Source organism: Rhizobium sp. PP-F2F-G48, from assembly GCF_004342335.1.
Lineage (GTDB): Bacteria > Pseudomonadota > Alphaproteobacteria > Rhizobiales > Rhizobiaceae > Ferranicluibacter.
In genome coordinates this window covers 544,639-570,018 of the sequence record NZ_SLVH01000002.1, presented here as the reverse complement: position 1 = coordinate 570,018, position 25,380 = coordinate 544,639, and the positions used below count along the sequence as shown (strand labels likewise).

Annotated in this window: 21 protein-coding genes; 14 read left to right on the top strand and 7 right to left on the bottom strand. The window is 64.1% G+C overall.

Annotation, left to right across the window (positions count from 1 at the left end; genetic code table 11):
* Positions 1–29 precede the first annotated feature (29 nt).
* A complete protein-coding gene (locus tag C8J36_RS07310) occupies positions 30–1,259 on the bottom strand; it encodes a glycosyltransferase (RefSeq protein ID WP_132533718.1) in 1,230 nt (409 codons plus the stop codon).
* 376 nt (positions 1,260–1,635) lie between these two features.
* Positions 1,636–2,799 carry a glycosyltransferase gene (locus C8J36_RS07305; RefSeq protein ID WP_348631352.1) on the bottom strand — a complete coding sequence of 388 codons (1,164 nt, stop codon included), beginning with the start codon at positions 2,797–2,799 and terminating at the stop codon, positions 1,636–1,638.
* Between the two features lie 667 nt (positions 2,800–3,466).
* Here C8J36_RS07305 and C8J36_RS07300 point away from each other — a divergent pair.
* The 3 genes from C8J36_RS07300 to C8J36_RS07290 all read left to right on the top strand — a co-directional run bounded on the left by C8J36_RS07300 (position 3,467) and on the right by C8J36_RS07290 (position 8,245).
* A complete protein-coding gene (locus C8J36_RS07300; RefSeq protein WP_132533715.1) occupies positions 3,467–4,474 on the top strand; it encodes an NAD-dependent epimerase in 1,008 nt (335 codons plus the stop codon).
* Positions 4,475–4,519: 45 nt separating this feature from the next.
* A complete protein-coding gene (locus C8J36_RS07295; protein WP_132533713.1) occupies positions 4,520–5,881 on the top strand; it encodes a cellulase family glycosylhydrolase in 1,362 nt (453 codons plus the stop codon).
* A 78-nt stretch (positions 5,882–5,959) separates the two neighbouring features.
* On the top strand, positions 5,960–8,245 hold the full coding sequence (locus tag C8J36_RS07290) for an AAA family ATPase (RefSeq protein ID WP_132533711.1): 2,286 nt from the start codon (positions 5,960–5,962) through the stop codon (positions 8,243–8,245).
* Positions 8,246–8,545: 300 nt separating this feature from the next.
* On the opposite strand, the gene C8J36_RS07285 is transcribed toward C8J36_RS07290, so the two are convergent.
* Both C8J36_RS07285 and C8J36_RS07280 read right to left on the bottom strand, forming a co-directional pair.
* Complete coding sequence (locus C8J36_RS07285) at positions 8,546–8,737, bottom strand: KTSC domain-containing protein (protein ID WP_082477113.1); 192 nt, start codon at positions 8,735–8,737, stop codon at positions 8,546–8,548.
* A 108-nt stretch (positions 8,738–8,845) separates the two neighbouring features.
* The gene (locus C8J36_RS07280) at positions 8,846–9,442 is read right to left on the bottom strand and encodes a transglutaminase-like cysteine peptidase (protein ID WP_165914978.1); all 597 of its coding nucleotides are present in this window, start codon (positions 9,440–9,442) and stop codon (positions 8,846–8,848) included.
* 245 nt (positions 9,443–9,687) lie between these two features.
* On the opposite strand from C8J36_RS07280, the gene recO reads away from it, so the two are divergent.
* From recO to C8J36_RS07255, 5 genes are all read left to right on the top strand, one after another.
* Entirely contained in the window at positions 9,688–10,497 is an 810-nt protein-coding gene (gene recO, locus C8J36_RS07275; RefSeq protein WP_132533707.1) for a DNA repair protein RecO, read from the top strand.
* A 120-nt stretch (positions 10,498–10,617) separates the two neighbouring features.
* Positions 10,618–13,407: a DUF2339 domain-containing protein gene (locus tag C8J36_RS07270; protein WP_132533705.1), complete on the top strand. Its 2,790-nt coding sequence runs from the start codon at positions 10,618–10,620 to the stop codon at positions 13,405–13,407.
* Between the two features lie 26 nt (positions 13,408–13,433).
* Positions 13,434–14,090 carry an HD domain-containing protein gene (locus C8J36_RS07265; RefSeq protein WP_132533703.1) on the top strand — a complete coding sequence of 219 codons (657 nt, stop codon included), beginning with the start codon at positions 13,434–13,436 and terminating at the stop codon, positions 14,088–14,090.
* 160 nt (positions 14,091–14,250) lie between these two features.
* Positions 14,251–15,378: an acyltransferase gene (locus tag C8J36_RS07260; RefSeq protein ID WP_165914977.1), complete on the top strand. Its 1,128-nt coding sequence runs from the start codon at positions 14,251–14,253 to the stop codon at positions 15,376–15,378.
* A 51-nt stretch (positions 15,379–15,429) separates the two neighbouring features.
* A complete protein-coding gene (locus C8J36_RS07255; protein ID WP_132533699.1) occupies positions 15,430–16,305 on the top strand; it encodes an MOSC domain-containing protein in 876 nt (291 codons plus the stop codon).
* Here the strand turns inward: C8J36_RS07255 and C8J36_RS07250 are convergent.
* A complete protein-coding gene (locus tag C8J36_RS07250; protein ID WP_062594800.1) occupies positions 16,286–16,690 on the bottom strand; it encodes a VanZ family protein in 405 nt (134 codons plus the stop codon). The two genes, C8J36_RS07255 and C8J36_RS07250, sit on opposite strands and share 20 nt — an antisense overlap.
* Positions 16,691–16,894: 204 nt before the next feature.
* On the opposite strand from C8J36_RS07250, the gene C8J36_RS07245 reads away from it, so the two are divergent.
* The 6 genes from C8J36_RS07245 (at position 16,895) to C8J36_RS07220 (ending at position 23,464) form a co-directional block, all read left to right on the top strand.
* A complete protein-coding gene (locus C8J36_RS07245; RefSeq protein WP_132533697.1) occupies positions 16,895–18,148 on the top strand; it encodes an MFS transporter in 1,254 nt (417 codons plus the stop codon).
* Positions 18,149–18,331: 183 nt separating this feature from the next.
* Positions 18,332–19,411 (top strand): quinolinate synthase NadA, encoded by a 1,080-nt coding sequence (nadA, locus tag C8J36_RS07240; protein WP_132533695.1) that lies wholly within the window; start codon positions 18,332–18,334, stop codon positions 19,409–19,411.
* 91 nt (positions 19,412–19,502) lie between these two features.
* Entirely contained in the window at positions 19,503–21,101 is a 1,599-nt protein-coding gene (locus C8J36_RS07235; RefSeq protein WP_132533693.1) for an L-aspartate oxidase, read from the top strand.
* A 29-nt stretch (positions 21,102–21,130) separates the two neighbouring features.
* Positions 21,131–22,039 carry a carboxylating nicotinate-nucleotide diphosphorylase gene (nadC, locus tag C8J36_RS07230; protein WP_132533691.1) on the top strand — a complete coding sequence of 303 codons (909 nt, stop codon included), beginning with the start codon at positions 21,131–21,133 and terminating at the stop codon, positions 22,037–22,039.
* Between the two features lie 52 nt (positions 22,040–22,091).
* Positions 22,092–22,805 (top strand): sulfite exporter TauE/SafE family protein, encoded by a 714-nt coding sequence (locus C8J36_RS07225; RefSeq protein ID WP_132533973.1) that lies wholly within the window; start codon positions 22,092–22,094, stop codon positions 22,803–22,805.
* Between the two features lie 134 nt (positions 22,806–22,939).
* A complete protein-coding gene (locus C8J36_RS07220; RefSeq protein WP_132533689.1) occupies positions 22,940–23,464 on the top strand; it encodes a superoxide dismutase family protein in 525 nt (174 codons plus the stop codon).
* 16 nt (positions 23,465–23,480) lie between these two features.
* Here C8J36_RS07220 and C8J36_RS07215 read toward each other — a convergent pair whose 3' ends face one another.
* On the bottom strand, positions 23,481–24,347 hold the full coding sequence (locus tag C8J36_RS07215) for a mechanosensitive ion channel domain-containing protein (protein ID WP_132533687.1): 867 nt from the start codon (positions 24,345–24,347) through the stop codon (positions 23,481–23,483).
* Between the two features lie 79 nt (positions 24,348–24,426).
* Positions 24,427–25,380, bottom strand: coding sequence for an NAD regulator (locus tag C8J36_RS07210; RefSeq protein WP_132533685.1), 954 nt, complete (start codon positions 25,378–25,380; stop codon positions 24,427–24,429).

The following is a 25,380-nucleotide window of genomic DNA, read 5'->3' as shown; positions in this document are numbered from 1 at the left end:
CGCGATCTTCCTGGCTGTCTGTATAGACATTACGCCCGCTTTCCGACAGGCCCGGAATCGCGAATTTTCTCCATGAACGCCAGAAATCTCGAACCCAGATGATCGGGATCGTATTCGCTGGCGCGCGCTGCAGCATTGGAGCGGAGATGCGCCAGTTTTTCAGGCTGGGACAGAAGGGTCTCCAGCGCCCGACGCCATGCATCGACATCACCCGGTTGTACCAGCAATCCGTTGTAGTCATGCTCCACGAACTCGGGGATGCCGCCGATCTTGCTCGCGATGACGGGCACGCTGTTCTGTAGCGCCTGCACCACGACACCGCCTAGAACCTCGAACCACAGGGATGGGATGCACAGGACATCGCTGCCGGCGATATGGTCGATGGCTTCTTGCATCGGGACGTGGCCGGTAAATTCGATCCAGTCGTGATGCCCGTAGCGCGCCTTGAGGTCCGCTTCGGCGGATCCCTTGCCGACCACCTTGAACGTGAAATTCCAGTCCTTCCTTGCGGCTTCAGCTGCCGTCAGAAGGACATCGACGCCTTTGCTTTCTTCCAGGCGTCCGGCATAGACGAAGCGGACAACATCGGATGGCTGACGTGCGATCGTGGGGGGCGGATATTTATTGGCGTTCGGAATGGCCGCCGTCGGATAGTCGTTGAGCGGCTGGTGCCGTGCGTTCAGTTCCAGATTGGCGCGCGATGGAGAGGCAAAGCCGATGCGCCGCGCCGCCGTGATGCCCTTGCGCTTCGACCAGGCCGAGACCTTGCAGACGGTGCACTGGGTTTCGCAGGTTTTCCCCTTGGAGAACATCGTCATACGGACGCACGAAAGTCCCATGTCGTGCATGACGTACATCATCGGGATATCCCTCTTGCCGATTTCGGCAAGTGCATTGTGCCCGATCCCCGTCATGTAGTGGACGTTGCAGAAATCTGGCTTGAACGCGTCGAGAACCTCACCGAGAATGCGCGGGTTGCGCGGGTCGATATGATCTTGCAGGTGCCAGAGTGGCTTGAGATAGGTCTGCTTGACATTCCCCTGCTTGTGGATCGGGTAGGGCCGCGGAAAGAAACGCGCCCACACCTTCATGCCATCGACCATCTCGCCGGATTTTTCCTCGTCCGGTGAGGGAGCAGCCGTGAGCACCCCGATTTCGTGTCCCTGCTTCAGGAGCCATGAAGCCAGGTTGGAAGCCGAGATCTCGGCGCCGCCAAGAATATGCGGCGGGAACATTGCTGATACGACAAGAATCCGCATTACAGTCCGCTCTCATGTTGAACGGACCCAAATTCCCGATCATGTGCAGCGGAAGCCAGTTTTTCACAGGGAATCAGATAAGAACGACCAAAGTCGCACGTCTCAAAGAGCTTCCGGTTTCCGAAACGCCGTTCGTGAATATTCAGTAACATTAAAAGCTCCGCAGCGTTCGAAGTATAGTGTGCAGCGGTTGCTTTTATATCAGAAAAATGCTGCAGGGCAATGATGGGGCTCGCTGCAGCGCACTAAATTTCGCGATGTCGTTTCGGTGGGCGGAAGCGCAACGCGCGCAGCGGGGCCGCAAGCGTCAGAGCGTGCGCGCATCCATCACGCGTCAAAGACCCAGGCGGCGTGGCGGCTCAAGCGGCTCGGCGTGTCAGCTTGCGTGAGCCGTTGATGCTGCGTTGCGCGATGTGTCGGCGAGATTGCCTTGGGCGCTTGATGCCGGCGTGAAATTGCGAATCTCGTCCATAAACGCAAGATATTTCGCGCCGAGATAATCCTGGTCGAATTCGCTGGCGCGGTTGGCAGCGTTCGTCTGAAAGCGCGTCAGGCGCGCGCGGTCCGAGAGAACCGCATGCAGCGCCTCGCGCCAGGACTCGACGTCGCCCGGTTGCGCCAGAAGGCCATTCTCGTCGTGGCGGACCAGTTCGGGAATGCCGCCGACATCGCTGCCGATGACCGGCACGCTCATGCCGAGCGCCTGAATGACGACGCCGGGGGAGTTTTCCATCCAGATCGACGGAATGCACAGCATGTCGCTTCCGGCGATAGTGTCGATCGCCTGCTGGAGCGGCACATGACCCGTGAAATCGATCCAGTCATGATGATCGAACCGGGCGCGCAAGTCCGGTTCGGCCGCTCCGCTCCCGACCACCTTGACGGTAAAATCGAAGTCCGCTTTGAGCATCTCGGCTGCGGAGAGCAGGACATCCACGCCCTTGGCCGACTCCAGCCGTCCGGCATAGATGAAGCGGACGGTTTCGGATGGGCTGCGCGCCATCGTGGGGGTAGGGTACTTGTTGGCGTTGAGGATGTGCGCCGTGGGATAATCGGCGAGCGGCTGGAAGCGTGCATTTCGCTCGAGATTGGCGCGGGACGGTGCGCAGAATCCGATCCGGCGGGTGGCGCGGATGCCTTTCCGCTTCGAACGCGCCGAGAGCTTGCACGTCAGACACTGTTTCTCGCAGGTCTTCCCGTCCACGAACATCGTCAGCTTGCTACAGGACAAGGCCATGTCCGGCATGACATACATGACCGGAATGTCGCGTTTCCCGATCTCTTCCAGAACATTATGCCCCAGCCCGGTCAGGTAGTGGACATTGCAGAAGTCCGGCTTGAAAGCATCGAGGATGGGCGCAACAAGCGACGGGTTCCGGGGATCGAAATGATCCTGCAAATGCCAGAGCGGCTTGGAATATGTCTTCTCGACGTGCCCCTGCTTGAAGATCGGGTAGGGCCTGGGCATGTACAGGCTCCAGATCTTCATGCCATCGACCATCTCTCCGAACCGCTGTTCCTCCTGGGTCTTTGCGGCCATGACGACCCCGATGTCGTGGCCCTGTTTCAAAAGCCAGGATGCAAGATTAAAGGCGGATATCTCTGCGCCACCCAGTATATTGGGAGGAAACATTGCCGAGAAAACGAGGATGCGCATGTCGTGACCATTTCAATTTCGCGGGTTCTTCTGGACCCTGACGTGCTGAGAAGAACGGAATTTTGGGAAGGATATCCCGGTTGTTTTTCGGGACCCGATCGGCTTTCCTTTTTGCGTCGAGGGGTTTCAATCTTTCAGAGGGATCAGGCGCAGATCGATGGCCTGTATCCTGGCTGTCACGGAACGGCCGCCACGTATCATGGAGCCGTTGCGGGGAGGCTTGGTGATGCTCGCGCAACGGTTGCAAGGGCGCGGAGAGCATAAGTCTTCCACGCTCCTCAGGAAGGCGAAACGTCCACCAGCAAGTCTCTGCATTGTCTATCGTCTCTCCGCTCAACGCTGCCAACAGAGGGCCGGAGAGTGGTGCAATGCAAAGCATCTCACCCTATCCGGTTGTAATTCCACGATGTTGCATTGCGGTAGAGGCGAAAATTGGGCATGGTGACACGAGGCTCTGCTTTTCGATATCTTCTAAAGTATGAAAGACTGAAAAGATATTCTTGGTAATGGCAGGGTTTGAGATCAGCTTTAAATTGTATAAAGAAGTCACATGCGCTTTCTCATCACTGGAACGGCCGGCTTCATCGGCTTTCATCTCGCAAGACGGCTTCTGGACGCAGGCCACTTCGTCGTCGGTTTCGACGGGCTGACGGCCTATTACGACATCGAGCTGAAAAAGAAGCGGCATGCCATTCTGGAGCGGTCGAACGGTTTCAAGCCGGTCATCGGCATGCTGGAAGACAAGGTGGCCATCGATCACGCGGCCGATCTGGCCGAGCCGGATGTCATCATTCACCTCGCCGCCCAGGCGGGCGTTCGCTACAGTCTGGAAAACCCGCGCTCCTACGTGGAATCCAACGTGGTCGGCTCGTTCAATATTCTGGAAATCGCCAGAAACCTGAAGCCGCGGCACCTGCTGCTGGCATCGACCTCGTCGGTCTATGGGGCCAATGAGAAGGTGCCTTTCGCCGAAAGCGACAAGGCCGACGAGCAGATGACCATCTACGCGGCCACGAAGAAGTCGATGGAACTGATGGCGCACAGTTACGCCCATCTCTTCCATGTTCCGACCACGGCGTTCCGGTTCTTCACCGTTTATGGCCCATGGGGTCGCCCGGATATGGCGCTGTTCAAGTTTGTCGAGGCGATCCGCAACGACCGCCCGATCGACATCTACGGCGAAGGCCGGATGAGCCGGGATTTCACCTATATCGACGATCTGGTCGAGGGCATCGTCCGTCTGGCCGATATCCCGCCGAATGAGTCCAATCGGGTGACGACGGAGGGTGTCAACGACACCCTGTCGAAGCATGCGCCTTTCCGTGTCGTGAACATCGGTGGAGGTCAGCCGGTCGAGCTTCTCCGCTTCGTCGAGACGATCGAGGCGGCGATGGGCAAGGCGGCGGTGCGCAACATGCTGCCCATGCAGCCGGGCGATGTCCCCAGAACCTACGCGTCGCCGGATCTGCTGGTCGCCCTGACGAACTTCCGTCCGGACATCGGTCTGGACGTCGGTGTTGAAAAGTTTGCCGAATGGTATCGGACGCATTACGCATAGGCGACAGATTGCCATCGGCGTCGGGCCGGGCTGTGGAGATGCGATGTGAGACACCTGTTTGCGGCTTTGTTGGCTCTTTCAGCCGTTGCGATCTCCCCCTCGGCAGCTTTGTCTCAAGGCCCTGAGAAGACGATCGCCTTCGATGCCCGGACTTTGGTCTCGCGGCCCGAGCCGCTCATCATCGGCGTCGGTGTTCATTTCGGCATCGGCGGCGACATGAACTATGTTGCCGAGGCCTCTGCCGCGCGCCTGAAGGAACTCGGCGTCGATTCCTACCGTGACGATCTGGTGTGGCCGATCTTCGACCAGCCGGGGAGCGTGGCCGGCGCCTATCAGCCGCGCCAGCTGTTCGATTTCATGGCGGTTGCCGGTCTTCGCCCGCTTCTCATTCTCGGTCATGGAAACGAGCAGGTGAAGGAGGGCAATCCGCCCTTGACCAAGAACGGGCGGCAGGCCTTTGCCGATTTCGCCGCGCGGGCGGCGGCAGCGACGCAGGGTTTCGACCCGATCTACGAGATCTGGAACGAGTGGAATGTTCAGCAAGGCTTCAATCCGCCCTGGCTGATCGGCGCGGGCGTGCCGTCCGACAAACGCGCCGCTGCCTATTATGCTGCCCTGGCGAAGGTTGCGGTGCCCGCCGTTCGCAAGGTTGCCCCCCGTTCGACCGTTCTGTCCGGAGCCGTGGGGGCCGATCAGGACTGGCAATGGACGAAGGCGATCATCGATGGCGGTGCGATCCGCGATGCGAGTGCCTTGTCCGTTCACCTCTACAATCACTGCGACCCAGATGAGACCAAGCGCACCGCGACGGAAATGATCGACAGGCTTTCCCTGCTGCAGGAGCGTTTGTCCGGCAATGGCGTGCCGAAGCCGATCTACGTGACGGAGTTCGGCTGGCCGACGGCGCGGAAGCCCTGTGTGATCAGCCAGCAAACGGCTGCCGACAATGTCTCCCAGTTTCTCCTCTGGTCGGCCGCCACCCCCTGGATGAAGGGGGCGTGGGTCTATCAGTTGAAGGATCAGGGCCGTAGTCCGGACGAGATGGAGTTCAATTTCGGCCTGTACGACTATGACTACAAACCGAAGGCCGCCGCCTGCGCCGTGCGCGAAGCGACGCGTCTCATCAAGGGTGGAAAGGCCTTCCGGCTGGAGCGCCCATTTCCCGACATGTTCGTGCTGCATGTCACGGGCGACGACGGTCAACGTCTCGTCGCCTGGACCACAGGGGCCGGCAAGACGGGCAGTCTTTCCCTAGGGACCTCGGAAGGCGCACCGGCACGGGCGCTTTGCGGGTCCGGGGCGGTGTGGAAAGACGGTCGGCTGACCATCGGCGGGGAGCCCGTCGTCATCGATCTGCCGAAGGCGGAGACGGTCAACGTCACCGTCGGCCTGGCCGGGAGCCCTTGATCGACGCTTGTTGGCCCCGCTAAATTATGCGACTGATCGCAGCGCGATAACACGGCTCGGCAAGCACCCCACCGGAGGGTGACGGCCGGCAAAGAGGTGGTCTTGAAGCTCTATAAAACGGATAGCATCGACGTTCCGATCGGACCGCCTGGCAGCAGGGCCGAGTTCATCGATTTTGACGAGTGCATTGCGGTGATCAGGAGGCAGGTGAGGATTTTTCTCATCATCCTGCTGGTGTCCCTGTGTGTCGGCGGCGCTTATCTTTCCGTGGCCAAACCGTTCTACAGCGCGGATATTCTTGTCCTTCTCGATGAAGATGGCGACCTCGCCAGTGAGCGGCGGTCGGAGTCTGCGCGCGATTGGGCCAAGATCGACCCGATGCGCAACAGTCCCTACATCCTCACCCAGATGCAGCTCTTCACATCCAACGCGGTGCTCGACAGGGTTATCGACAGTCTTGGCCTCCTCAAGGATCCGCTGTTTCAGGACTCCAACCGGTCGCTTCAGGAGTCTCTTCTGAACGTGCGGACGAAGATATTGATCTTTCTGGGAATAGCCTCGGACGGCCGTGTCGCTGCGGATGCGGACGTCGCGCGCGAATCTGCGCGCGCGGGGCTTCTGTCGGCTCTGCGCGTCACCCGGATCGGTGAATCGAGCGTCGTGCGCGTCCGGTACGTCTCGACGGACGGCGACATGTCTGCCCGGATCGTAAACGCGATCGGCGACGCCTACGCGACCGATCTTCTCAGTGCGCGCTACGACGCGACGCGGCAGACAGGCAGCTGGCTACAGGCAAAAATCGGGGAACTGCGTCAGCAGGCCCTCGATAGCGACATGGCGGTTCAGGCCTTTCGGACCGAGCACGATTTGTTGACCACGACCGACAAGGAGACCGAGGAAGACTCTCTCATCTCCGATCAGCAGTTGCAGGAGCTCAACAAGAGTCTTTCGGCCGCAACCTCGGACGTATCCTATCTCCGTGCGCAGTATGATCAGATCAAGCGCATCGTCGATTCCGGACGAACCGATTCCGAGGTGACGGGGACGATCCGAAACTACCTGTCAAATGATCTGCGCCAGCGCTATCTCGACGCGGTCCGCATCGAGGCCGATCTCAGCCGCCGTTTCGGTCCGAACCATATTCAGGCCGTCCGTGAGCGCGTGACGATCGACGGCTATCGCAAATTGATGTTCGAGGAACTTCAGCGTGTCGCCCAGACCTATCTCAGCGAGTTGACCGTCGCGGAGGCTCGATTGGCCAATATCACCGATCGCGTGAAGAAGGCCACCGAAGTGACAACCCTGGCATCACAGGACAAGGTCCAGATGCGGGAACTCGAGCGAACGGCCGAAACCTATCGCCGGCTCTATGGCGCATTTCTCGCGAGTTATCAGCAGGCGCTCCAGCAGCAGAATATTCCGGTTTCACGATCGCGCGTCGTCAGTAGCGGTCGTCCGCCCGAAGCGCCGAACTATCCGAGCAAGTCCTTGATCATGGCGCTCTTCTTCATGATCGGAATGATCGGCGGCGGCAGTGTCGCCGTGCGCCGCGAAAACCGGGAGAAGTTTTTCCGCAATGGTGCGCAGGTGCAGGAGCGTCTGGGGCTGACCTTTCTGGGTACGGTTCCCGCAATCGTCAAAACGGACGCAACGAAGAGTCTCGAGCCGAATCCGCTGCTCGGGTCGCAGGCCGCTTTCGCAAGCTATGTTCTCGACAATCCGTTTTCGGATTTCGCGGAGACCTTGCGCAGCACGAAGATCGCCATCGACATCGCGAAGAGCAGATCCGGGGCAGCTGTGATCGGCATCGTCTCCACGGCGCCCGGCGAAGGGAAATCGACGATTGCCATCAACTTCGCAAAGCTTTTGGCGGACCAGGGCAAGCGCGTCGTTCTGATCGACGGAGACTTGCGCAATCCCGGGGCGACCCGCGCGCTCGCCCCGGCCGCGACCCGCGGTCTGTTGCAGGCGCTGATGGAGGAAGGTGCCCTGGGATCGACCCTCATCGAGGACCAGCGAACCGGACTGAAATTCCTGCCGGCCGTCATCCAGCACCGCGTCTCGCATTCCGCCGATCTGCTGTCGTCCGATCGGATGCAGGCGCTCCTCGAAGGCATGAAGCGGGAGGTGGACTACGTCGTCATCGACCTTCCGCCGCTGGAAGCGCTGGTCGATGCGCGCGCGATGGAGCATCTGATCGACCGGTTCGTCTTTGTCGTGGAATGGGGCGGCATCTCGGAAAAGGCTGTGCTTCAGGCGTTCGATCGCGCACCAATGGTGATCGACAAATGCGTCGGGGCGATCTTGAGCAAGGTCAACATGGCCAAGGCAAAGCTTTATCGGCGTCCCGATCTTCTGAACTGATCGGCTGCCGGAGACGCGGCGGTCGTCTGGGGAAGACGAGACGCAATCCCCCGAAGACGAGCGAAAGCAGAGATATCCAACGTTTTTCTGATCCGGAACGGAGCTGACGGACGCCTCGAGGAGAGGTCAGGTCGATGCTGCGGAACGTCGTTTCCGCGGACCGCGGCGAGCGGAGCGTCCGTTCAGGGGCGGCAACCGATCGAGGCGACGAGCGGACACAGGAAACATGCCCCAGAACGCATGATGGCGTCGGTCCTGTCAGAGCCGACGCCATCGCTTCGCGTGAGAACCGTATCCGTGTTACTTGAGCGGCCGGATATGGCGCATATAGTACCAGCCGGGAGACTCGGCCGAGATCAGGTTCTCGTACATGATCCGCGGCGCCTTGATGCGCCGGACGGAGCCGTCGTTCAACTTGATCAGCAGAGCACTTGCCGCCACGTCATAAGACGCCGACGAAATCATCTTCGATGTCAGATTCATTGTTTCCATAAGGACCACCGCTGCGAGCAAATTCACGTGAACCGGTAAAATGCCACCGATTCATGGTTAAATTGTGCGCTGCAGCGAAGATTGTCAACCGCCTATCCGGTGCCGGCCTTACAGAGCAAACCAGAGGCGGGGGTTCTCGCCGGACTGGATCTTGATCCAGGAGAGGCCCGCCTGGCGGAAAGGCCGGATCCGGCTGGTGCGATTGTCGAGGACGAGATCGCCATCGGATGTCTTGACGACGAGGACAGCGTGACCTTCGCCTTCACGGGTGCGGGCGACGGCGATGCGCAGTGCCGTGGCGGGCCAGCCGAGCGACATCAGCTTGCGTCTCTTGGTGAGGGCGAAGTCCTCGCAGTCGCCGGCTGAGACATCGGCCTGCCAGACATCGCCCATCGTGCCGCTCCGGTCGTTGACGGGGATGATCGCGCCGTTGACGGCGCGGTTGACGCGCTGCAGCTCCGCATTCTTCTCCGAGGTCAGCGTGACGATGGCCGCACTGGAGCCGACCTCGCAGTCGCCGGGGTTCTGCAGGCAGAAGCGGATCTGCGCGAAAGGCGCCAGCGTCGGGCCCTTCTGCTGGAGATAGAGGGCAGGGTTCACGAAGCCGACCCCGCGGGAGAGTTCGCCGAGCGGTGCAGCGACCGCCTGGAAAGGGACCATCATGGATGCCGTTACGGAGAAGGCCAAGATGAGATGTCTGATCATACTGTTCTCCATTTCTGGCGCCTCGATGAAGCGCATCTCGGCGGTTCCAACCGGCGCCGTGTCTGGCGCTTTTCGTTTCCTGTGCGATCACCCTAGCAGCGAGATTTTACGGGCCGCTTTCCCGGATGCTTAAAATTTGAACGGTGCTTCGTTTTCGGAATCTCGGTCCCGTTTTTCTCTCTGTCGCTCTGGGGACGCTCCGACGCACGATTGAAAAATCAGCAGAACGCGGGTAGAACCCGGCCATGCAATGGACCGATGAGGCTATAATCCTGGGCGTGAGACGTCACGGCGAGACGTCCGTCGTCGCCGAGGTGATGACGCGGGCGCGGGGGCGTCATCTCGGTCTGGTCCGGGGCGGGCGGTCGCGCGCGATGCAGCCCGTGCTGCAGCCTGGCAATGCGGTGGAGGTCACATGGCGCGCCCGCCTGGACGAGCATCTCGGCGAGTTCCGGATGGAGCCGCTCGAACTGCGTGCGGCCCGCCTTATGGAAACGGCGGCCGCGGTCTATGGCGTACAGGCGATGGCGGCGCTGCTGCGCCTTCTGCCCGAGCGCGATCCGCATCCGCACCTCTTCACGTCTCTGTCCGTCATCCTCGATCATCTGCATGATCCGCGCGATGCCGGCGAGCTGTTCGTCCGGTTCGAAATCGCCGTGCTCGAAGATCTCGGCTTCGGGCTCGATCTCGCCCGCTGCGCGGCGACGGGAACGCTTGAGGATCTCGCCTTCGTTTCGCCGAAATCCGGCCGCGCCGTCAGCCGCACGGCGGGACTGCCCTATGCCGACCGCATGTTCGCGCTGCCGCCCTTTCTGTCGCTCGAGGGGAGGGCGGCCGATCGGCAAAGCCTGGAGGATGCGCTGCGCATGACGGGATATTTCCTGCACCGGCATGTCTACGAGCCGCGTGGCATCGACGTGTCCGCTGCCAGAAACGGCTTCGTACAAGCCGCGCTGAAGGCGCTCGCCCCGCTGCCCCCCGCGCCGGATGCTTCGGAGACGGGCACCGCGGCAGGGGATAAGCCGCGTGGCATCCCCTCTCTTTCAAACGATTAGCCTCCGATCGCGAGATTAACGCCGCGCCCGTCTTGGTTTCCGCGGCAATGACGATAAGTTGCCGTCTTTCCTTATCGCCTCCGTCGGCCGCTGCCGGCAGGGTCTGTATGACGGGTACCCATGACCGACCTCCTTGTCCTCGCCGCCTTCGTCTTTTCGTTTCTGGCCTTTGCCCGGACCCGCCAGGCCCAGGAGCGCTTCACCCGCGACATCGCCTTCCTCCAGTCCGAGGTCGCGCGTCTCTCCGCCGACCGTCCGCAAGCCGCACTTGCGGCAGGCGCGGCGACGGAGGTCGTGGTGGTGGATGAGAACAACGAGGCCGATGGCGCAACGGCAAGCGAGGCCGTGATCGAGCCTGGGACGCTGGAGGCCGGGGAGCCGCCCGCGCTGCCGCCGGAAACCGAGCCGCAGACGCCGCGCGAATCCTTCGAAAGCTGGCTCGGCGCGCGCTGGGCCGTCTGGGTCGGCGGCATCGCTCTGGCGCTGGGCGGTATTTTCCTGGTCAAGGTCTCGATCGACGCCGGGCTGTTGAGCCCCGCCGTGCGGCTCGTGCTGGCCGCGCTGTTCGGCGCTGCCCTGATGGCGGGCGGCGAGATGATCCTGAGGCGCGGCTCCGTCGAAGGGGCGCGGCGGTTCGGCAATGCCATGATCCCGGGCATCCTGACCGCGGCCGGCGCTGTGACGATCCTCGGCGCGATCTTTGCGGCGCATGCGGTCTACGCGTTCATCGGACCGACGACCGCCTTCGTTCTCATGGGGCTGGTCTCGTTCTTCGTGTTCTTCCTGTCGCTGCGCCACGGACAGGCGCTGGCGGGGTTGGGTCTCGCCGCCTCGCTCGTGACGCCGCTGCTGATCGATGCCGACGATCCTTCTCCCTGGAGCCTCTTTGCCTTCCTGTCGCTGGTGTGGCTCGCCTCCATGGCCACCGCACGGATCGGTCGCTGGCGCATCGTGCCGGCTCTCGCCAATATCGGCCTCGCGCTCTGGGGCACGGTCTATCTGATCGCGGCAGATCCGGCCGTCACCCTGCCGGTCTCCCTCTCGCTGCTCGTCCTCATCTTCGGTCATGCTTTCGTGTGGCCGGCTGGTGCCGACGATGCGGAGCCCGAGACCGTCGAAGACGACCATCCTGTCCGGGAGCCAACCGAACCGACCGGCGAGATCGCCGACGTCCCAGCCGAAGGCCCCGCCGCCGTGCCGCCGCGCCGCGCCGCGCCCTGGCGCCGCCTGCTGCTGCCGCGTCATGCGCCCATCATTCTCACCGGCGCCTTTGCCGTCTTGATGACCGGCCTCTCGCTCATCGGGCCGCTGACGGAAACCATCGGCGATCCGACCTATGAATTCCTGGCGGTCACCGCCGCCCTCGGCCTCCTCGGCGCCTTGCGCGTGCGCGCCGTTTCGGCCGCGCTGGCAGCGGGTCTCATGGCCGTGCTCGGTGTCTCCACGCTCGCCACCTTGCCGCAGCTTCTGGAACTCTCCAGCATCGGCGTCGTTGCCGACCGGCCGTTTTCGACGTCGTCCTTTGCGGCGCTTAGCCTCGCGGCCATCTTCATCGCGCTCTGCGCCTTCGCGCTGCACCGTCATTCCGGAAGAGCGCGCTTCGCCATGCTGTGGGCAGGGCTGGCGGCCGTCACGTCGGTCGCCTGCGTCGGGCTCTCCTTCCTGATCCTCGGCACCTATGCCTTCGATCCGCTGCATGGCCTGGCTGCGACGGTCGCCGCGGTCGCCTTCCTCGCGCTGGCGGAGTTGTTCTCCCGCCGCGATGCACGCCTGCCGCCGGTGGCGCAGGGGCTGCTGCTGGCCGGCGCGCTCGGCCATCTCGTCATTGCCGCGCACGCGCTGTCGGACGGATTGGGAACGGTGCTCGCAATGGCAGTCTTCGCCGCTGCCTTCATCGCGGCCACGAAGGTTCGCAACTGGGTGGCGCTGCCATGGGTCGGCGCTCTCGGCTTCGTTCTGGTGCTCGCGCGCATCGGCTGGGAGCCGACCATCGTCGGACCGCTTGCCCTTGGCCGCACGCCCGTGTTCAACGCGCTGCTGCCGGGTTACGGCGTTCCCGCGCTGCTCGCGCTCTGGTCGGCCTATGCGCTGCGCGACTGGCCGTCCGACCGGCTACGTAACGCGCTGCAGGCCATCGCCAGCCTATTCGCCCTGCTGACGCTCGCCATCCTCGTGCGTCACGCCATGAATGGCGGCCAGTTGCAGGGCGGGGCGCCGTCGCTCGCCGAACAGTCGATCTATACGCTGCTGGTCATCGGCGGTTCCGCCATCCTGATGCGGCTCGATCTTAGCCGTCCCGGCTCGTTCCTGCGCTATGGAAGCATCGGCCTCGGCGTCCTCTCGCTGCTGATGACGTTGTCGGCCCATCTCTTTGTCCTCAACCCCTATCTGACCGGCGAGATGCTCGGCCCCTATCCGCTGTTCGATCTCCTGCTGATCGGCTATCTCCTGCCGGGTCTTGCCTATGCCGGTCTCGCGCGCGTGGCGGTCGGCCGGCGCCCGCCGGTCTTCGTCGCAGCCCTCGCGACGGCTGCGGCTTTGCTGGCTTTCGCCTGGGCCACGCTGTCGGTGCGCCGTGCCTGGCAGGGGCCGGGGATTGCCGACTGGAAGGGCTTCCTGGCGGGCGAGACCTACACCTATTCGGTCGTCTGGCTCGTCCTCGGCGTGGTTCTGCTCGTCGCCAGCCTTCGCTTCCACAGCCGCGTCATGCGCATCGTGTCCGGCGTGCTCGTCTTCGTGACGGTGCTCAAGGTCTTCCTGTTCGACATGGCCAATCTGGAAGGACTGCTCCGGGCCCTGTCCTTCATCGGCCTCGGCCTCGTGCTCATCGGCATCGGGCTGTTCTACCAGAAAGTCCTGACATCGCGGCCGAAACAGGCCGACGATGCGTCGGCGGGAACAGGCCTATGACGCCGACCGGGAGACAGTCCGAGGCTATGTCCTCACCCGGCCTCACCGCCGCCTTCGCCCCTTTCGAGGATCTGGCCGAGGCACTGCTTGCCGAAGGAGCGGCGGGTGACGACGGCTCGCACGATGCGGCGCATCTGATCCGCGTCTGGCGCAATGTCTGCCGCCTGCAGGCGGAGGAGGGCGGCGACCTGCGTCTGCTGTGCGCGGCGGTGCTGCTGCATGACGGGGTGGCGGTGGAGAAGAACGCGCCCAACCGCGCAAGCGCCTCCCGGTTGTCGGCGGAGAAGGCCCGCGGGCTTCTGGCAGGCCTTCGCTGGAGCGCATCCGATATCGATGCGGTCGCCCATGCCGTCCTCACGCACAGCTTCTCGGCCGGCATTCCGCCGGAAACGCTGGAGGCAAAAATCCTTCAGGATGCGGACAGACTCGATGCGATCGGCATGATCGGTGCCGCCCGCTGCTTCTACATCGCCGGGCGTCTCGGCAGCGGTCTCTACGATCCGGTCGATCCCCTTGCCCAGCACCGTCCGCTCGACGACAAGGCCTTCGCGCTCGATCATTTCGAGGTCAAGCTCTTCAAACTTGCCGCCAATTTCCAGACCGGGAGCGGCCGGCGCATGGCCGGGGAACGGCAGCAGCGTCTGCGCACCGTCGTCGACATGCTGATGCAGGAAATCGGCTGATCCGGACAAGCGCCGTATCCAGCGTCGTCGCCTGTTCAAGCGTTAACCGCGACTTCTGAAAGGAGACGCGAATATTTGACTTGGTGTCATCGCGATGATGTTGTGTCGGGGAGCTTCACCTTTCACGACGTGACCGGAAACGGCTGCCAGCGGGATGTCCATGCGCGCCACCAGACACATTGCGAGCCTCGATGGCCTGAGAGGCATCGCCGCCTTTCTGGTGGTCGTCTCGCACGTCGCTCTTCTGTATCCGCATCTGCCGGGATGGTTCTCGCTGAACATCGGCGCAGAGGCGGTGGAGATCTTCTTCGCGCTCAGCGGCTTCCTCATGGCGAGCCTTTACGCGGCGCGCCCGATCGATCGGGTGGCGGCCACCGATTATCTCTTGCACCGCTTCGCCCGTATCTATCCGGTCTATCTCGTCGCCGTGCTGTTCGTGGTGTTCCTGTCGTCCGTCCCGGGCCTGGATTACATCCATCCGATCGAGGGTCCGGTGGAGATCCTCCGGCATGTCGTCCTGCTCGGCTCGTCCGGCGTCTTCTGGTCCGTGCCGCCGGAAATCCAGTTCTACTTCTTCTTCCTGCTGGTCTGGCTGTGCCTCTCCAATCCGCGGAAGTACCGGTTTCTCGCCTTGTTCCTGACCCTGTGCCTGATGCTGGATGCCGTCTTCGATTTCCCGGGGCCGGGCATCCTGCTGCCCTCCAAGATTCATTTCTTCCTGTCGGGCGTCGCCGCCGGTCTTCTCTTCGCATCCGGGCGCCTGCGGCCGACGGGCCCGGCCGTCGGCATCGCAACCCTGGCGCTGCTCGGCTTCGTCTTCCTGTCGAAGATGCTGATGTGGCGCGACCAGCAGGACGGCTGGGGACTGGTCATGGCCGTCACGGCGGGCGTCATCGTCTTCCTGACGGCGCAGGAACACACCCTGTCGAGAGCCGTGCTCGCGAGCCCGCCCTTGCGGTTCCTCGGCAAGATCAGCTTCTCGCTCTACCTTTTCCACGTGCCGGTCATGTTCCTGTCGATGAAGACCCTTGGCATGTTCCTGCCCGGTGCCGTCTCGGTCGTGCTGGCCGTCGGCATCGCCGTCGTCTTTGCCACCTTCTCCTATCATCTGGTCGAGGACCCGGCCCGCCGCTGGCTGGTGGAGAGCTGGAAACGGCAGCGCGCAGGCCATGGCGATGGTCTGGCCCTGCCCGGCGAGACGCAGGCCAGGGAGGCCCACACGAGAGACGCGCACCCCAGAGATGCGCAATCAAGAAACCCGAACGGAAGAATGCCATCGACGGCGTGATCCTTCGGCGGTTAGAAGGATGCACCAAGCCGCCGTCGGAGGACCGCCCAGATGCCGCAAAGTTCCCAGATACCCCTGGACGCCCGTGTCACAGCTCTCAACATCCATCCGCTGAAGAGCGGTCGGGCGATGCCTGTCGATGAGGCCGATGTCGGGTATGACGGTCTTGCCGGTGACCGCCGCTTCATGCTGGTCGATCCGGAGGGCACGTTCATCACCCAGCGGGAATGCCAGACACTGGCGCAGATTTCGGCCGTGCCGCAGGCGGGCGGTGTCGATCTGCAGAAGGGCGATGCCAGCCTGTCGGTGCGGTTTGCCGGCGACCGGCGCATGATGGTCCGCGTCTGGTCGAGCAGCGTCGATGCGGCCTGCGCCGACGATGCCGCAAACGAGACCCTGTCCTCCTGGCTCGGTCGCCCCGTCCGCCTCGTTCACATGGACGACAAAGCCGAGCGCACGGTCGGTGCGGAATGGGCGGGCGCGCCGGCGTCCGTCGGTTTTGCCGACGGGTTTCCAATCCTGATCACGACGACCGGTTCGCTCGATGCTCTCAACCGGACGCTTGCGTCGCTGAACCAGCCAAGCGTCGGCATGGACAGGTTCCGCACCAACATCCTCATCGATCACGACGGGGCATGGGACGAGGACCTGTGGGAAGCGATCGAAATCGGCGGCATCCGCTTCGATCTCGTCAAACCCTGCACCCGCTGCATCATGACGACGCAGGATCAGAAGACAGGCGAGCGCACGGGTGGAAATCCGATCGAGGCCTTGCGCGTGGAGCGCATGTCGGCCGACCGCCGGGTGGCCGGCGTCCTGTTCGGCTGGAATGCGGTGCCGCGCGGCACGGGGCCCATCGCAGTGGGGGCGCCCGTCCGCATTCTTTCGACCCGCAGCGAGCGCTGGCCTATGAAGCGTCGCGGCTGATCTTTCGCCCGGCGGGGTCGGGCGCCCGGTCGTCGGAGGAAAACCACCGGCGGCGGGCGACCAGAGCCAGCTTGCCGAGCGCGAGGCCGACCACGCTCCCGATCGATTTCACCACCGCGTCGGAGACCTCTGCATGCCGGGTCGGCGAGATCCATTGCAGCATCTCGATGAAGAAGGCGGCGGCGATGAGGAACACGGCGAGTGAGAGCCAGCGGCGCGGATAAGCGATCGCGAAGATCGCGCCCGCCAGGGCAAAGGCCGCAGCCCGGTCGATACCGACCTCCGTGACGGTATGCGGTCGCCAGCCGATGGGCGAGACCGTGACGAAGACCAGGACGAGGAGGGCAGCCCAGGCGGCTGCACGAAACAGGGAGCGCAGTGTCATCGGACCGTCATAGAGCCTGCGAGCCTATGTTGCAATGCACACTGGTGTGTTCGCTGTTGCAGCATGAACGAAGCGGTGTCCTTGACGTCATCCGATCAATCCGATTGATCCGTCCGTCACGCGAATTCACTTTCGATCCTGCTTTCGCTCGCCTAGTCTTCATAGCCTGCCTTGCCTGCACGGCACACCCTCCGGAGCCCGACCATGTCCGCCGCCATCCCGTCCGTTGCCGTCCCGCCCGGTACCACGCCCACGCCCCGCCGCGGCTTGCCGTGGCTCATCCTCGTCTCGGGTTCGCTGGTGGCGATGCTCACCTTCGGGCCGCGCTCGGCCATGGGCTTCTTCCAGCTGCCCATGCTGGCGGATCTCGGCTGGGACCGCACGACCTTCGGCCTCGCCATGGCCCTGCAGAACCTCTGCTGGGGCCTGAGCCAGCCTTTCTTCGGCGCGATGGCCGACAAATACGGCACGTGGCGGGTGCTGGCGCTGTCGGGCGCGCTGTATGCGACCGGCCTGATCGTCATGGCCTTCGCCACGGCGCCGGTCTGGCTGCATGTCGGGGGCGGCGTGCTGGTCGGGCTGGCCGTCGGCGCAGGGTCTTTCGGTACGGTCCTCTCGGCCTTTGCCCGCAACGTCACGCCGGAGCAGCGCTCCATGGCGTTCGGCATCGGCACAGCCGCGGGCTCCGCCGGCATGTTCCTGTTCGCGCCGCTGAGCCAGGGCCTCGTCTCGGCCTTCGGCTGGTCCGACAGCCTCGTCTATCTCGGCCTCATGATGCTGGTCGTGCCGCTCGTCGCCATTCCCCTGCGCGGCAACGCCACGTCCGGCTCGCAGAAGCAGTCGGTCTACAAACAGTCGATCGGCGAGGCGTTGAAGGAGGCGCTCGGTCACAAGAGCTACCTCTTGCTCGTGTCCGGCTTCTTCGTCTGCGGCTATCAGATCGCCTTCATCACCGCGCACTTTCCCGCCTATATCGGCGACATCGGCATCGATGCGCGCTACGCCGTCATCGCGCTCGCGCTCATCGGCTTCTTCAACATCATCGGCTCTCTGTCGGCCGGCGTCATCGGGCAGCGATATTCCAAGCCCTATCTCCTCTCTCTGATCTATATCGGCCGTTCGATCATCGTCGCGGCTTTCCTCCTGCTGCCGCAATCGCCCCTGAGCGTCATCCTCTTCGCCATCGCCATGGGTCTGCTCTGGCTGTCGACCGTGCCGCCGACGAATGCCCTGGTGGCCATCATGTTCGGCACGCGCCATCTCGGCCTGCTCGGCGGCATCGTCTTCCTGTCGCACCAGCTCGGCTCGTTCCTCGGCGTGTGGATGGGCGGTTATCTCTACGATCATTTCGGCTCCTATGATCCGGTCTGGTGGATCGGCGTCGCCCTCGGCCTCGCCGCCGCCGTCGTCAACTGGCCCATCGAGGAAAAAGCCGTCACCCGGCCGACGATGGCGTGACACGCACCCGCCCGAGACGGCCGCTTATGCTCGACCTGATAAAAAGCCTATCCGGCCGTCTTGATATCCGTCACAAAACTTTCTAATTCAGCAGAACCGGCAATGCCGGTTTTGTTTTGGCCCGTTTATGCTCATTATGAGTATATTCGCTGTCGTGGTGGAGCGGCAGAGAGGGAGGACGGCATGACTCAGGCAGTTCATTCAAGGGACGATGGAGCGCCGCGGCACCTGCCGACGGCTGCCGAGCGCTTCGGCGTGCGCCCGATGCCGGACCTCGCCTTCACGCTCGAGATTGCCCGCGAGATGGAGCATCTCTACCGCAAGGTCAGCGATTTCATCCCCGCCTTCGAATGGCCGGTCTATGCGCCCTATGTCGCCGCCATCAACCGGCTGAAGCGGGAGCGAGGCGCCGTTATCCTCGCCCACAACTACCAGACGCCCGAGATTTTCCACTGCGTGGCCGATATCGTCGGGGACTCCCTTCAGCTTGCCCGCGACGCGACGCGGGTGGATGCCGAGATCATCGTTCAGTGCGGCGTGCACTTCATGGCCGAGACGTCGAAACTCCTCAATCCGCAGAAGACGGTGCTCATTCCCGATTCCCGCGCCGGCTGCTCCCTGTCGGAATCGATCACCGGCGCCGATGTCCGCCTGTTGAAGCAGCGCTATCCCGGCGTGCCGGTCGTGACCTACGTCAACACCTCCGCCGACGTGAAGGCCGAGACCGACATTTGCTGCACCTCGTCCAACGTGCTGGCCATCGTGGAAAGCCTGGAGAGCGACACCGTCCTCTGCATCCCCGACGAGTACCTGGCGATGAACGTCGCCAGGCAGACAAAAAAGACGATCCTCACCTGGAAGGGGCATTGCGAGGTGCACGAGCGTTTCACGGCCGCCGAACTGCTTGCCTACAAGGCCGCGCATCCCGGCATCGAGATCATCGGCCACCCCGAATGCCATCCGGACGTGATCGCGGTCTGCGATTTCGCGGGCTCCACCGCCGGCATGATCTCCTACGTCAAGGACAAGCGCCCGCCGAAGGTTCTGCTGGTCACCGAATGCTCCATGGCCTCCAACATCCAGGCGGAGGTCGAGGGCGTCGAGTTCGTCAAGCCGTGCAACCTCTGTCCGCACATGAAGCGCATCACCCTGCCGAAGATCCTCGACAGCCTGTTGAACATGACGGACGAGGTGCTGATCGATCCCGAGATCGCCGACCGCGCGCGGCTGGCCGTCGAACGGATGATCAACCTCAAGCAGTAGCGCTCCAGGCCATCCGTCGTCTCAGACAAGAGGGATGGCGGAGGCCTGCGAGACGCGAGATGGCCTCACGGAGGCGGCGGAGGAGACTGCCATGCTGACCGATCATTTTCGTCCCCAGTCCTTCAACGGCATCGATGACATCGTCATCGTCGGCGCCGGGCTCGCCGGCCTGTTCTGCGCGCTGAAGCTCAGTCCGCGCCCGGTCACGGTGCTGGCGGCCGCGCCCATCGGCCATGGCGCCTCCTCGGCCTGGGCGCAGGGCGGGATCGCCGCGGCCATGAGCCCGGGCGATTCGATCGACAGCCACGTGGCCGATACGCTGGCGGCCGGCGCCGGCATCGTCGACGAGAAGATGGCCCGTGGCATGGTCGCGGAAGGTCCGGCCCGCATCCACGATCTCCTCGCCTATGGCGTGCCCTTCGATCGCGATCTGGAAGGGCACCTTCTGCTCTCGCGCGAGGCCGCGCATTCGGAGCGGCGCATCGTCCGCGTCAAGGGCGACATGGCCGGGCGCGCCATCATGGAGGCGCTGATCGCCACCGTCCGGGCAACGCCCTCGATCCGCGTCATGGAAGGCTATGTCGTGGAGGATCTGATCCGCGAGGGCCGCTTCGTCGCCGGCGTCATCGCCCGGCCGGATGCCGGACAGTCGCGAACCCGCGTCTCCTTCCCGGCGCGCGCCGTCGTTCTCTGCTCGGGCGGCGTCGGTCATCTCTTTGCGGTCACCACCAACCCGCGCGAGGCGAGCGGGCAGGGCGTCGGCATGGCGGCCCGCGCCGGCGCGATCATCGCCGATCCCGAATTCGTCCAGTTCCACCCGACCGCGATCGACATCGGCCGCGACCCCGCGCCGCTCGCAACCGAAGCTCTTCGCGGCGACGGGTCGCATCTCGTCAACGGCGCCGGCCACCGCTTCATGCGCGCCATCCACCCCGACGGCGAACTCGCGCCGCGCGACATCGTCTCGCGCGGGGTGTTTGCCGAAGTCGCCGCGGGCCGTGGCGCCTTCCTCGATTGCCGCGAGGCCATCGGCGACCATTTCCCGCAGGCCTTTCCCACGGTCTATGCCTCCTGCAAAGCGGCCGGCATCGACCCGGTGACGCAGCCGATCCCGGTCGTGCCGGCCGTCCACTATCACATGGGCGGCATCCTCACCGACGCCGAGGGTCGCACCTCGATCGACGGGCTCTGGGCGGCGGGCGAGGTAACGTCCACCGGCGTCCATGGCGCCAACCGGCTTGCCTCGAACTCCCTGCTGGAGGCCGTCGTCTTCGCCGCCCGCATCGCCGAGAACATCCAGGGCATGCTGCCGGCGCCGCGCCAGGGCAACTGGGCCGGCAATGCCGGCGAGAGCGACGATCTCGTGACGGTCGAGGACAGCCCGCAACTCCGAAAACTCCGCCGCATCATGTCCGCCCATGCCGGCGTCATCCGCGACCGGGCGGGCCTGCTCACCGCCGCCCGCGCCATCGCAACGCTGGAGCGCGACACGCCGCGGCTGCGCTTTGCCAACATCGTCACGACCGCCAAACTGATCGTGGCCGGCGCGCTTGCGCGCGAGGAAAGTCGCGGCGGTCATTTCCGCTCCGATTTCCCCGAGCCGAACGCCCGCTGGCAGCACCGAACCTTCATGACGCTCGATGAGGCCGACCGGATCGTCGCCGACGCGACGGAAACCGCATTCGCCTGACGCTACAGCTTCCTTTCGAGAGACCCGCGATGACCGCTCTTCCACCTTACATGCCCACCCTCATGGTCGAGGACATCGTCCGCGCGGCCCTGCTCGAGGATCTCGGCCGCGCCGGCGATATCACCACGGCGGCCACCATCGCGCCGCATCTCAAGGCGACGGCCATCCTGAACGTCCGGGAAGCCGGGGTCGTCGTCGGCCTCGATCTTGCCCGCGCCGCCTTCCGCCTGGTGGATCCCGCGCTGGCCTTCGAGGCGCTGGCAAAGGATGGCGATCGCGTCGTCGCCGGCACGGCCATCGCGCGCATCTCCGGCCCGGCCCGCGGTCTCCTCTCGGCGGAGCGGGTGGCGCTGAACTTCCTCATGCATCTGAGCGGCGTCGCCACCCTGACCGCCCGCTATGCCGACGCCATCGCCCATACGGCCGCAAACGTCTGCTGCACGCGCAAGACGCTGCCCGGCCTTCGTGCGGTCGAGAAGTATGCGGTGCGGCTCGGCGGCGGGTCGAACCACCGCTATGGCCTCGACGATGCCATTCTCATCAAGGACAACCACATCGCGGTGTCCGGCGGCGTCGCGCCGGCCATCCGCGCGGCCCAGGCCTATGCCGGCCACCTGGTCAAGGTGGAGGTCGAGGTGGACGGGCTGGAGCAGATGCGGGAGGCGCTGACCGCCACGCCCGACGCGATCCTGCTCGACAATATGGGACCGGACCTGCTGCGCGAGGCCGTGGCGCTGAATGCCGCGCATTGGGGGCTCTCGGCCGATCCGTACGCGACGGACCGGCGGCGCACGCGGCTCGAGGCTTCGGGAAACGTCGATCTTCAGACCATCGCCGCCATTGCCGAGACGGGCGTGGACTATATCTCCACCTCCAAGATCACCATGGCCGCGCCGACGCTCGATATCGGTCTCGACATCGGGATCGGCGCCCCCTGACGGGAAAATCCGTCGGAGACGACAACGGAGACGGCATTTGAGCGATATCTGGATGTTCATCCTCATCGGCTTTTTCGCGCAACTGGTCGATGGCGCGCTCGGCATGGCCTTCGGGGTCCTGTGTACCACCGCTCTTCTCGCCTTCGGCATGCCGCCGGCGGTCGCCAGCGCGATGACGCACATCACGGAGGTCTTCACCACGGCGGCCTCCGGCGCCTCGCATGTCTGGCAGAGAAACGTCGATTGGAAGCTCGTGGCGCGTCTCGCGCCGGCCGGCATGATCGGCGGCATTCTCGGCGCCTACATCCTCTCCAACATCGACGGCAAGGTCATCGAGCCGTTCGTGTCGGTCTACCTCATCCTCATCGGCCTCTATATCCTGTTCAAGGCGTTCCGGCCGACGTTCCGGCGCGATGTGCATGACGGGTTGGTGCCCGTTATCGGCTTTGCCGGCGGCGGCCTCGATGCGGCCGGCGGTGGCGGCTGGGGTCCGATCGTCACGACCTCGCTCATCGGTCGCGGCCACAACCCGAAGAAGGTGATCGGCTCCACGAGCCTCACCGAGTTCGCCGTAACGCTGACGATTTCCGCCACCTTCATCGTCACGCTCGGCTGGTCGCAGCTCGATGCGGCGGTCGGCCTTATCATCGGCGGTGTGCTGGCCGCACCCATCGGGGCCTATATCGTCAAGCACCTTTCGGTCCGCCCGCTGATGGTGGCCGTCTCCCTCATCATCATCGCGACATCCGTCATCCGTTTCATCTGACCGTCATGCCTTCGCATGCTCCTCACGCGCTTGTGTGGGGAACCGCCCGGGGTTGCCCGGCGTTGCAGTTCTGCGGTCGTGCGACGACGCGACACCGTTTCCCGTGGGATCGGGAGCATCAGGGAAGGAACATCATGAGATCGGCATTGATCACTCTGACGGCAGCCATGCTTGCTGCCACCGTCGCAGCGGGCCCCGCCGCCGCGCAAATGCAGTCCCAGACGGCCAAGGCCAGCTTTGTCGGCAAAGACGACAAAGAGACCGGCCGTGCGCTCCTGACCGCCGGCAAGAATGGCGTGTTCATGGAGGTCGAGGTGACCGACCTTCCGGCGGGCACCTGGGTCGCATTCCACGTGCATGAAACCGGAAAATGCGATCCGGCCCACAAGCACGAGTCCGCAGGCGGCCACTTCAACCCGGACAAGACCGAACACGGCTTCCTTGCGGCCAACGGCCCGCATGCGGGCGATATGCCCAACCAGTATGTCGGTGCGGACGGCACGCTGCGCGCGCAGGTGTTCAACAGCATGGTGACGCTGGACGATAAGGCCAACGGCATCCGGGGGCGCGCTTTGATGATCCACGCCAAGCCCGACGACAATCGCAGCCAGCCGTCCGGCGACGCGGGCGAGCGTCTCGCCTGCGCCGTCATCCAGTAAACCTGGCGGCTGCTGATCAGGGACCGAGAGGGCCGGGGTCATCGCCCCGGTCTTCGTCCGTCTGGGTTTCTGGCTCGTTGTCGGGCTCGGGTTTTACCGCAAACTCGTCCTTTACCTGCTTCAGCATGCTGCGCGTCGTCGCCCACCAGTTCGACGTCGAGACCCAGTAGCGCAGCGTGACGCTGGCGGCATCGCCCGCAAGTTCCGAGATGAACACGGACGGTGCCGGTGTCGCAAGAACGGCGTCGGTGCCCTTGGCGATATCCAGCAACCGCCGCATCGCCGCATCGAGGTCTTCGGCGCCGCCGACGGAAATCGTCAGGTCGTGCTTGCGCGTCGGCAAACGGCTGAAATTGCGCACCGGCGTGTTCCAGAGCGTCGAATTCGGTGCGAGCCGATAGACCCCGTCGGAATCCACCAGCTCCGTCGCAAACAACCCGATCTCGCGAATGGTGCCCGTCACGCTCGATGTCTCGATGGATTCGCCGACCCGGAACGGCCGGAGGACGAGGAGCATGATCCCGGCCGCGATATTCTGCAGCGTGCCCTGCAGAGCGAGGCCGACGGCGAGGCCGGCAGCACCGAGTGCGGCGATGATCGAGGCCGTCTGCACCCCGAACTGGCCGAGCACGGTGACGAAGACCAGCACCAGCAGGGCGTAGCGGATGATGTTGGAGAAGAACCGGGCCAGCGTCTCGTCGATCCCGTGCACCCGCTTCAGGCCGGCATAGGCCCAGTTGTGCAGCAGCCGGGCAATGAGCCAGCCGGCACAGAGCAGCACCAGTGCGCCGACGATCGAGAACGAGTATTGCACGGCCAGAGCGGACGCCTGGCTGAGCGCCGTGCGGGTCGCAAGGATGACGTCTGGCTGTTGTGATTCCATGAAAGGCCCTCTTCGTTGGAAGGAGGGGACATGGGGCGGGAGGCCCGCGGGTCAACCGCACGCCGCATCTTGGTACGGTTCAGCGACTGCCGAGTTTGAGGCCAGGCGCCGGTCGCTCGTCAAGGATCTGCCGTCGAAAGCGGAAGAGCGCGGCCGGTCGCCCGCCGGTCGCCCCGGTGGTCATGCCCGTCGGCTCCACCAGCGACGCACCCTCCACGAGCCTGCGGAAATTCTGCTTGTGCAGGTGCCGTCCGGAAATGGCCTCGACCGCTTCCTGCAGGCGCGTGAGCGAAAATTCCGGTGGCATGAGTTCGAAGATGACGGGCCGGTATTTGATTTTTCCGCGCAGCCGTGCAACGGCCGTGGCGACGATCCGGCGGTGATCGTGTCGCATGGCCAAACCGACGCCCTGACCTACGCCATCGGGGCGCGTTTCCGAGCCGTGCCCCTCGGCATCGCTGCGGCTTTCCGCAACGAGCCCCGCCTCGTAGAGCAACTCGTAGCGCTCCAGCACGCGTTCCTCGTCGAACGGGAAATCGTCGAGGCCGAAGGCGAGGCGCAGGCGGCTGCGTCGGTTGGCGGGGTCGTCCCGTTCCCAAGCGGCCAGGGCCGGCAGGATGACGCGATCGAGCACCGCGGGGCGTCCGCGCCGCCAGTCTTCCCACGGCAGATACGCATACCAGTCACGCCACTGCGCTCCGACCTCTGCCAGGCGCAGGGTGGTCTCCGGGTCGCTCCGCGTCAGCGCGAGATAGCCGACGGAAACCATGTGCAGGCGATCCTCGTTCGCCAGCCGTTGCCGGCCATGGTCGCCAAACGTGTAGAGCTGCTCGATATAGCCGAGATCGAGCGCCGTCTGCTCCTCGACGCGTGCCCGCAGGCTTGTCTCGAAGGTGCGGTGCATGGCCGGGTCGAAGGGGCCGAAGGGCAGGGCATCCAGCCCCCCATCGCCGCCCTCGCTGACGACGAGAATGCGCGGCGACCTGTCGACCATCGCGACGATGGCCGCGTTCAGACCGATTTCCACGGTCAT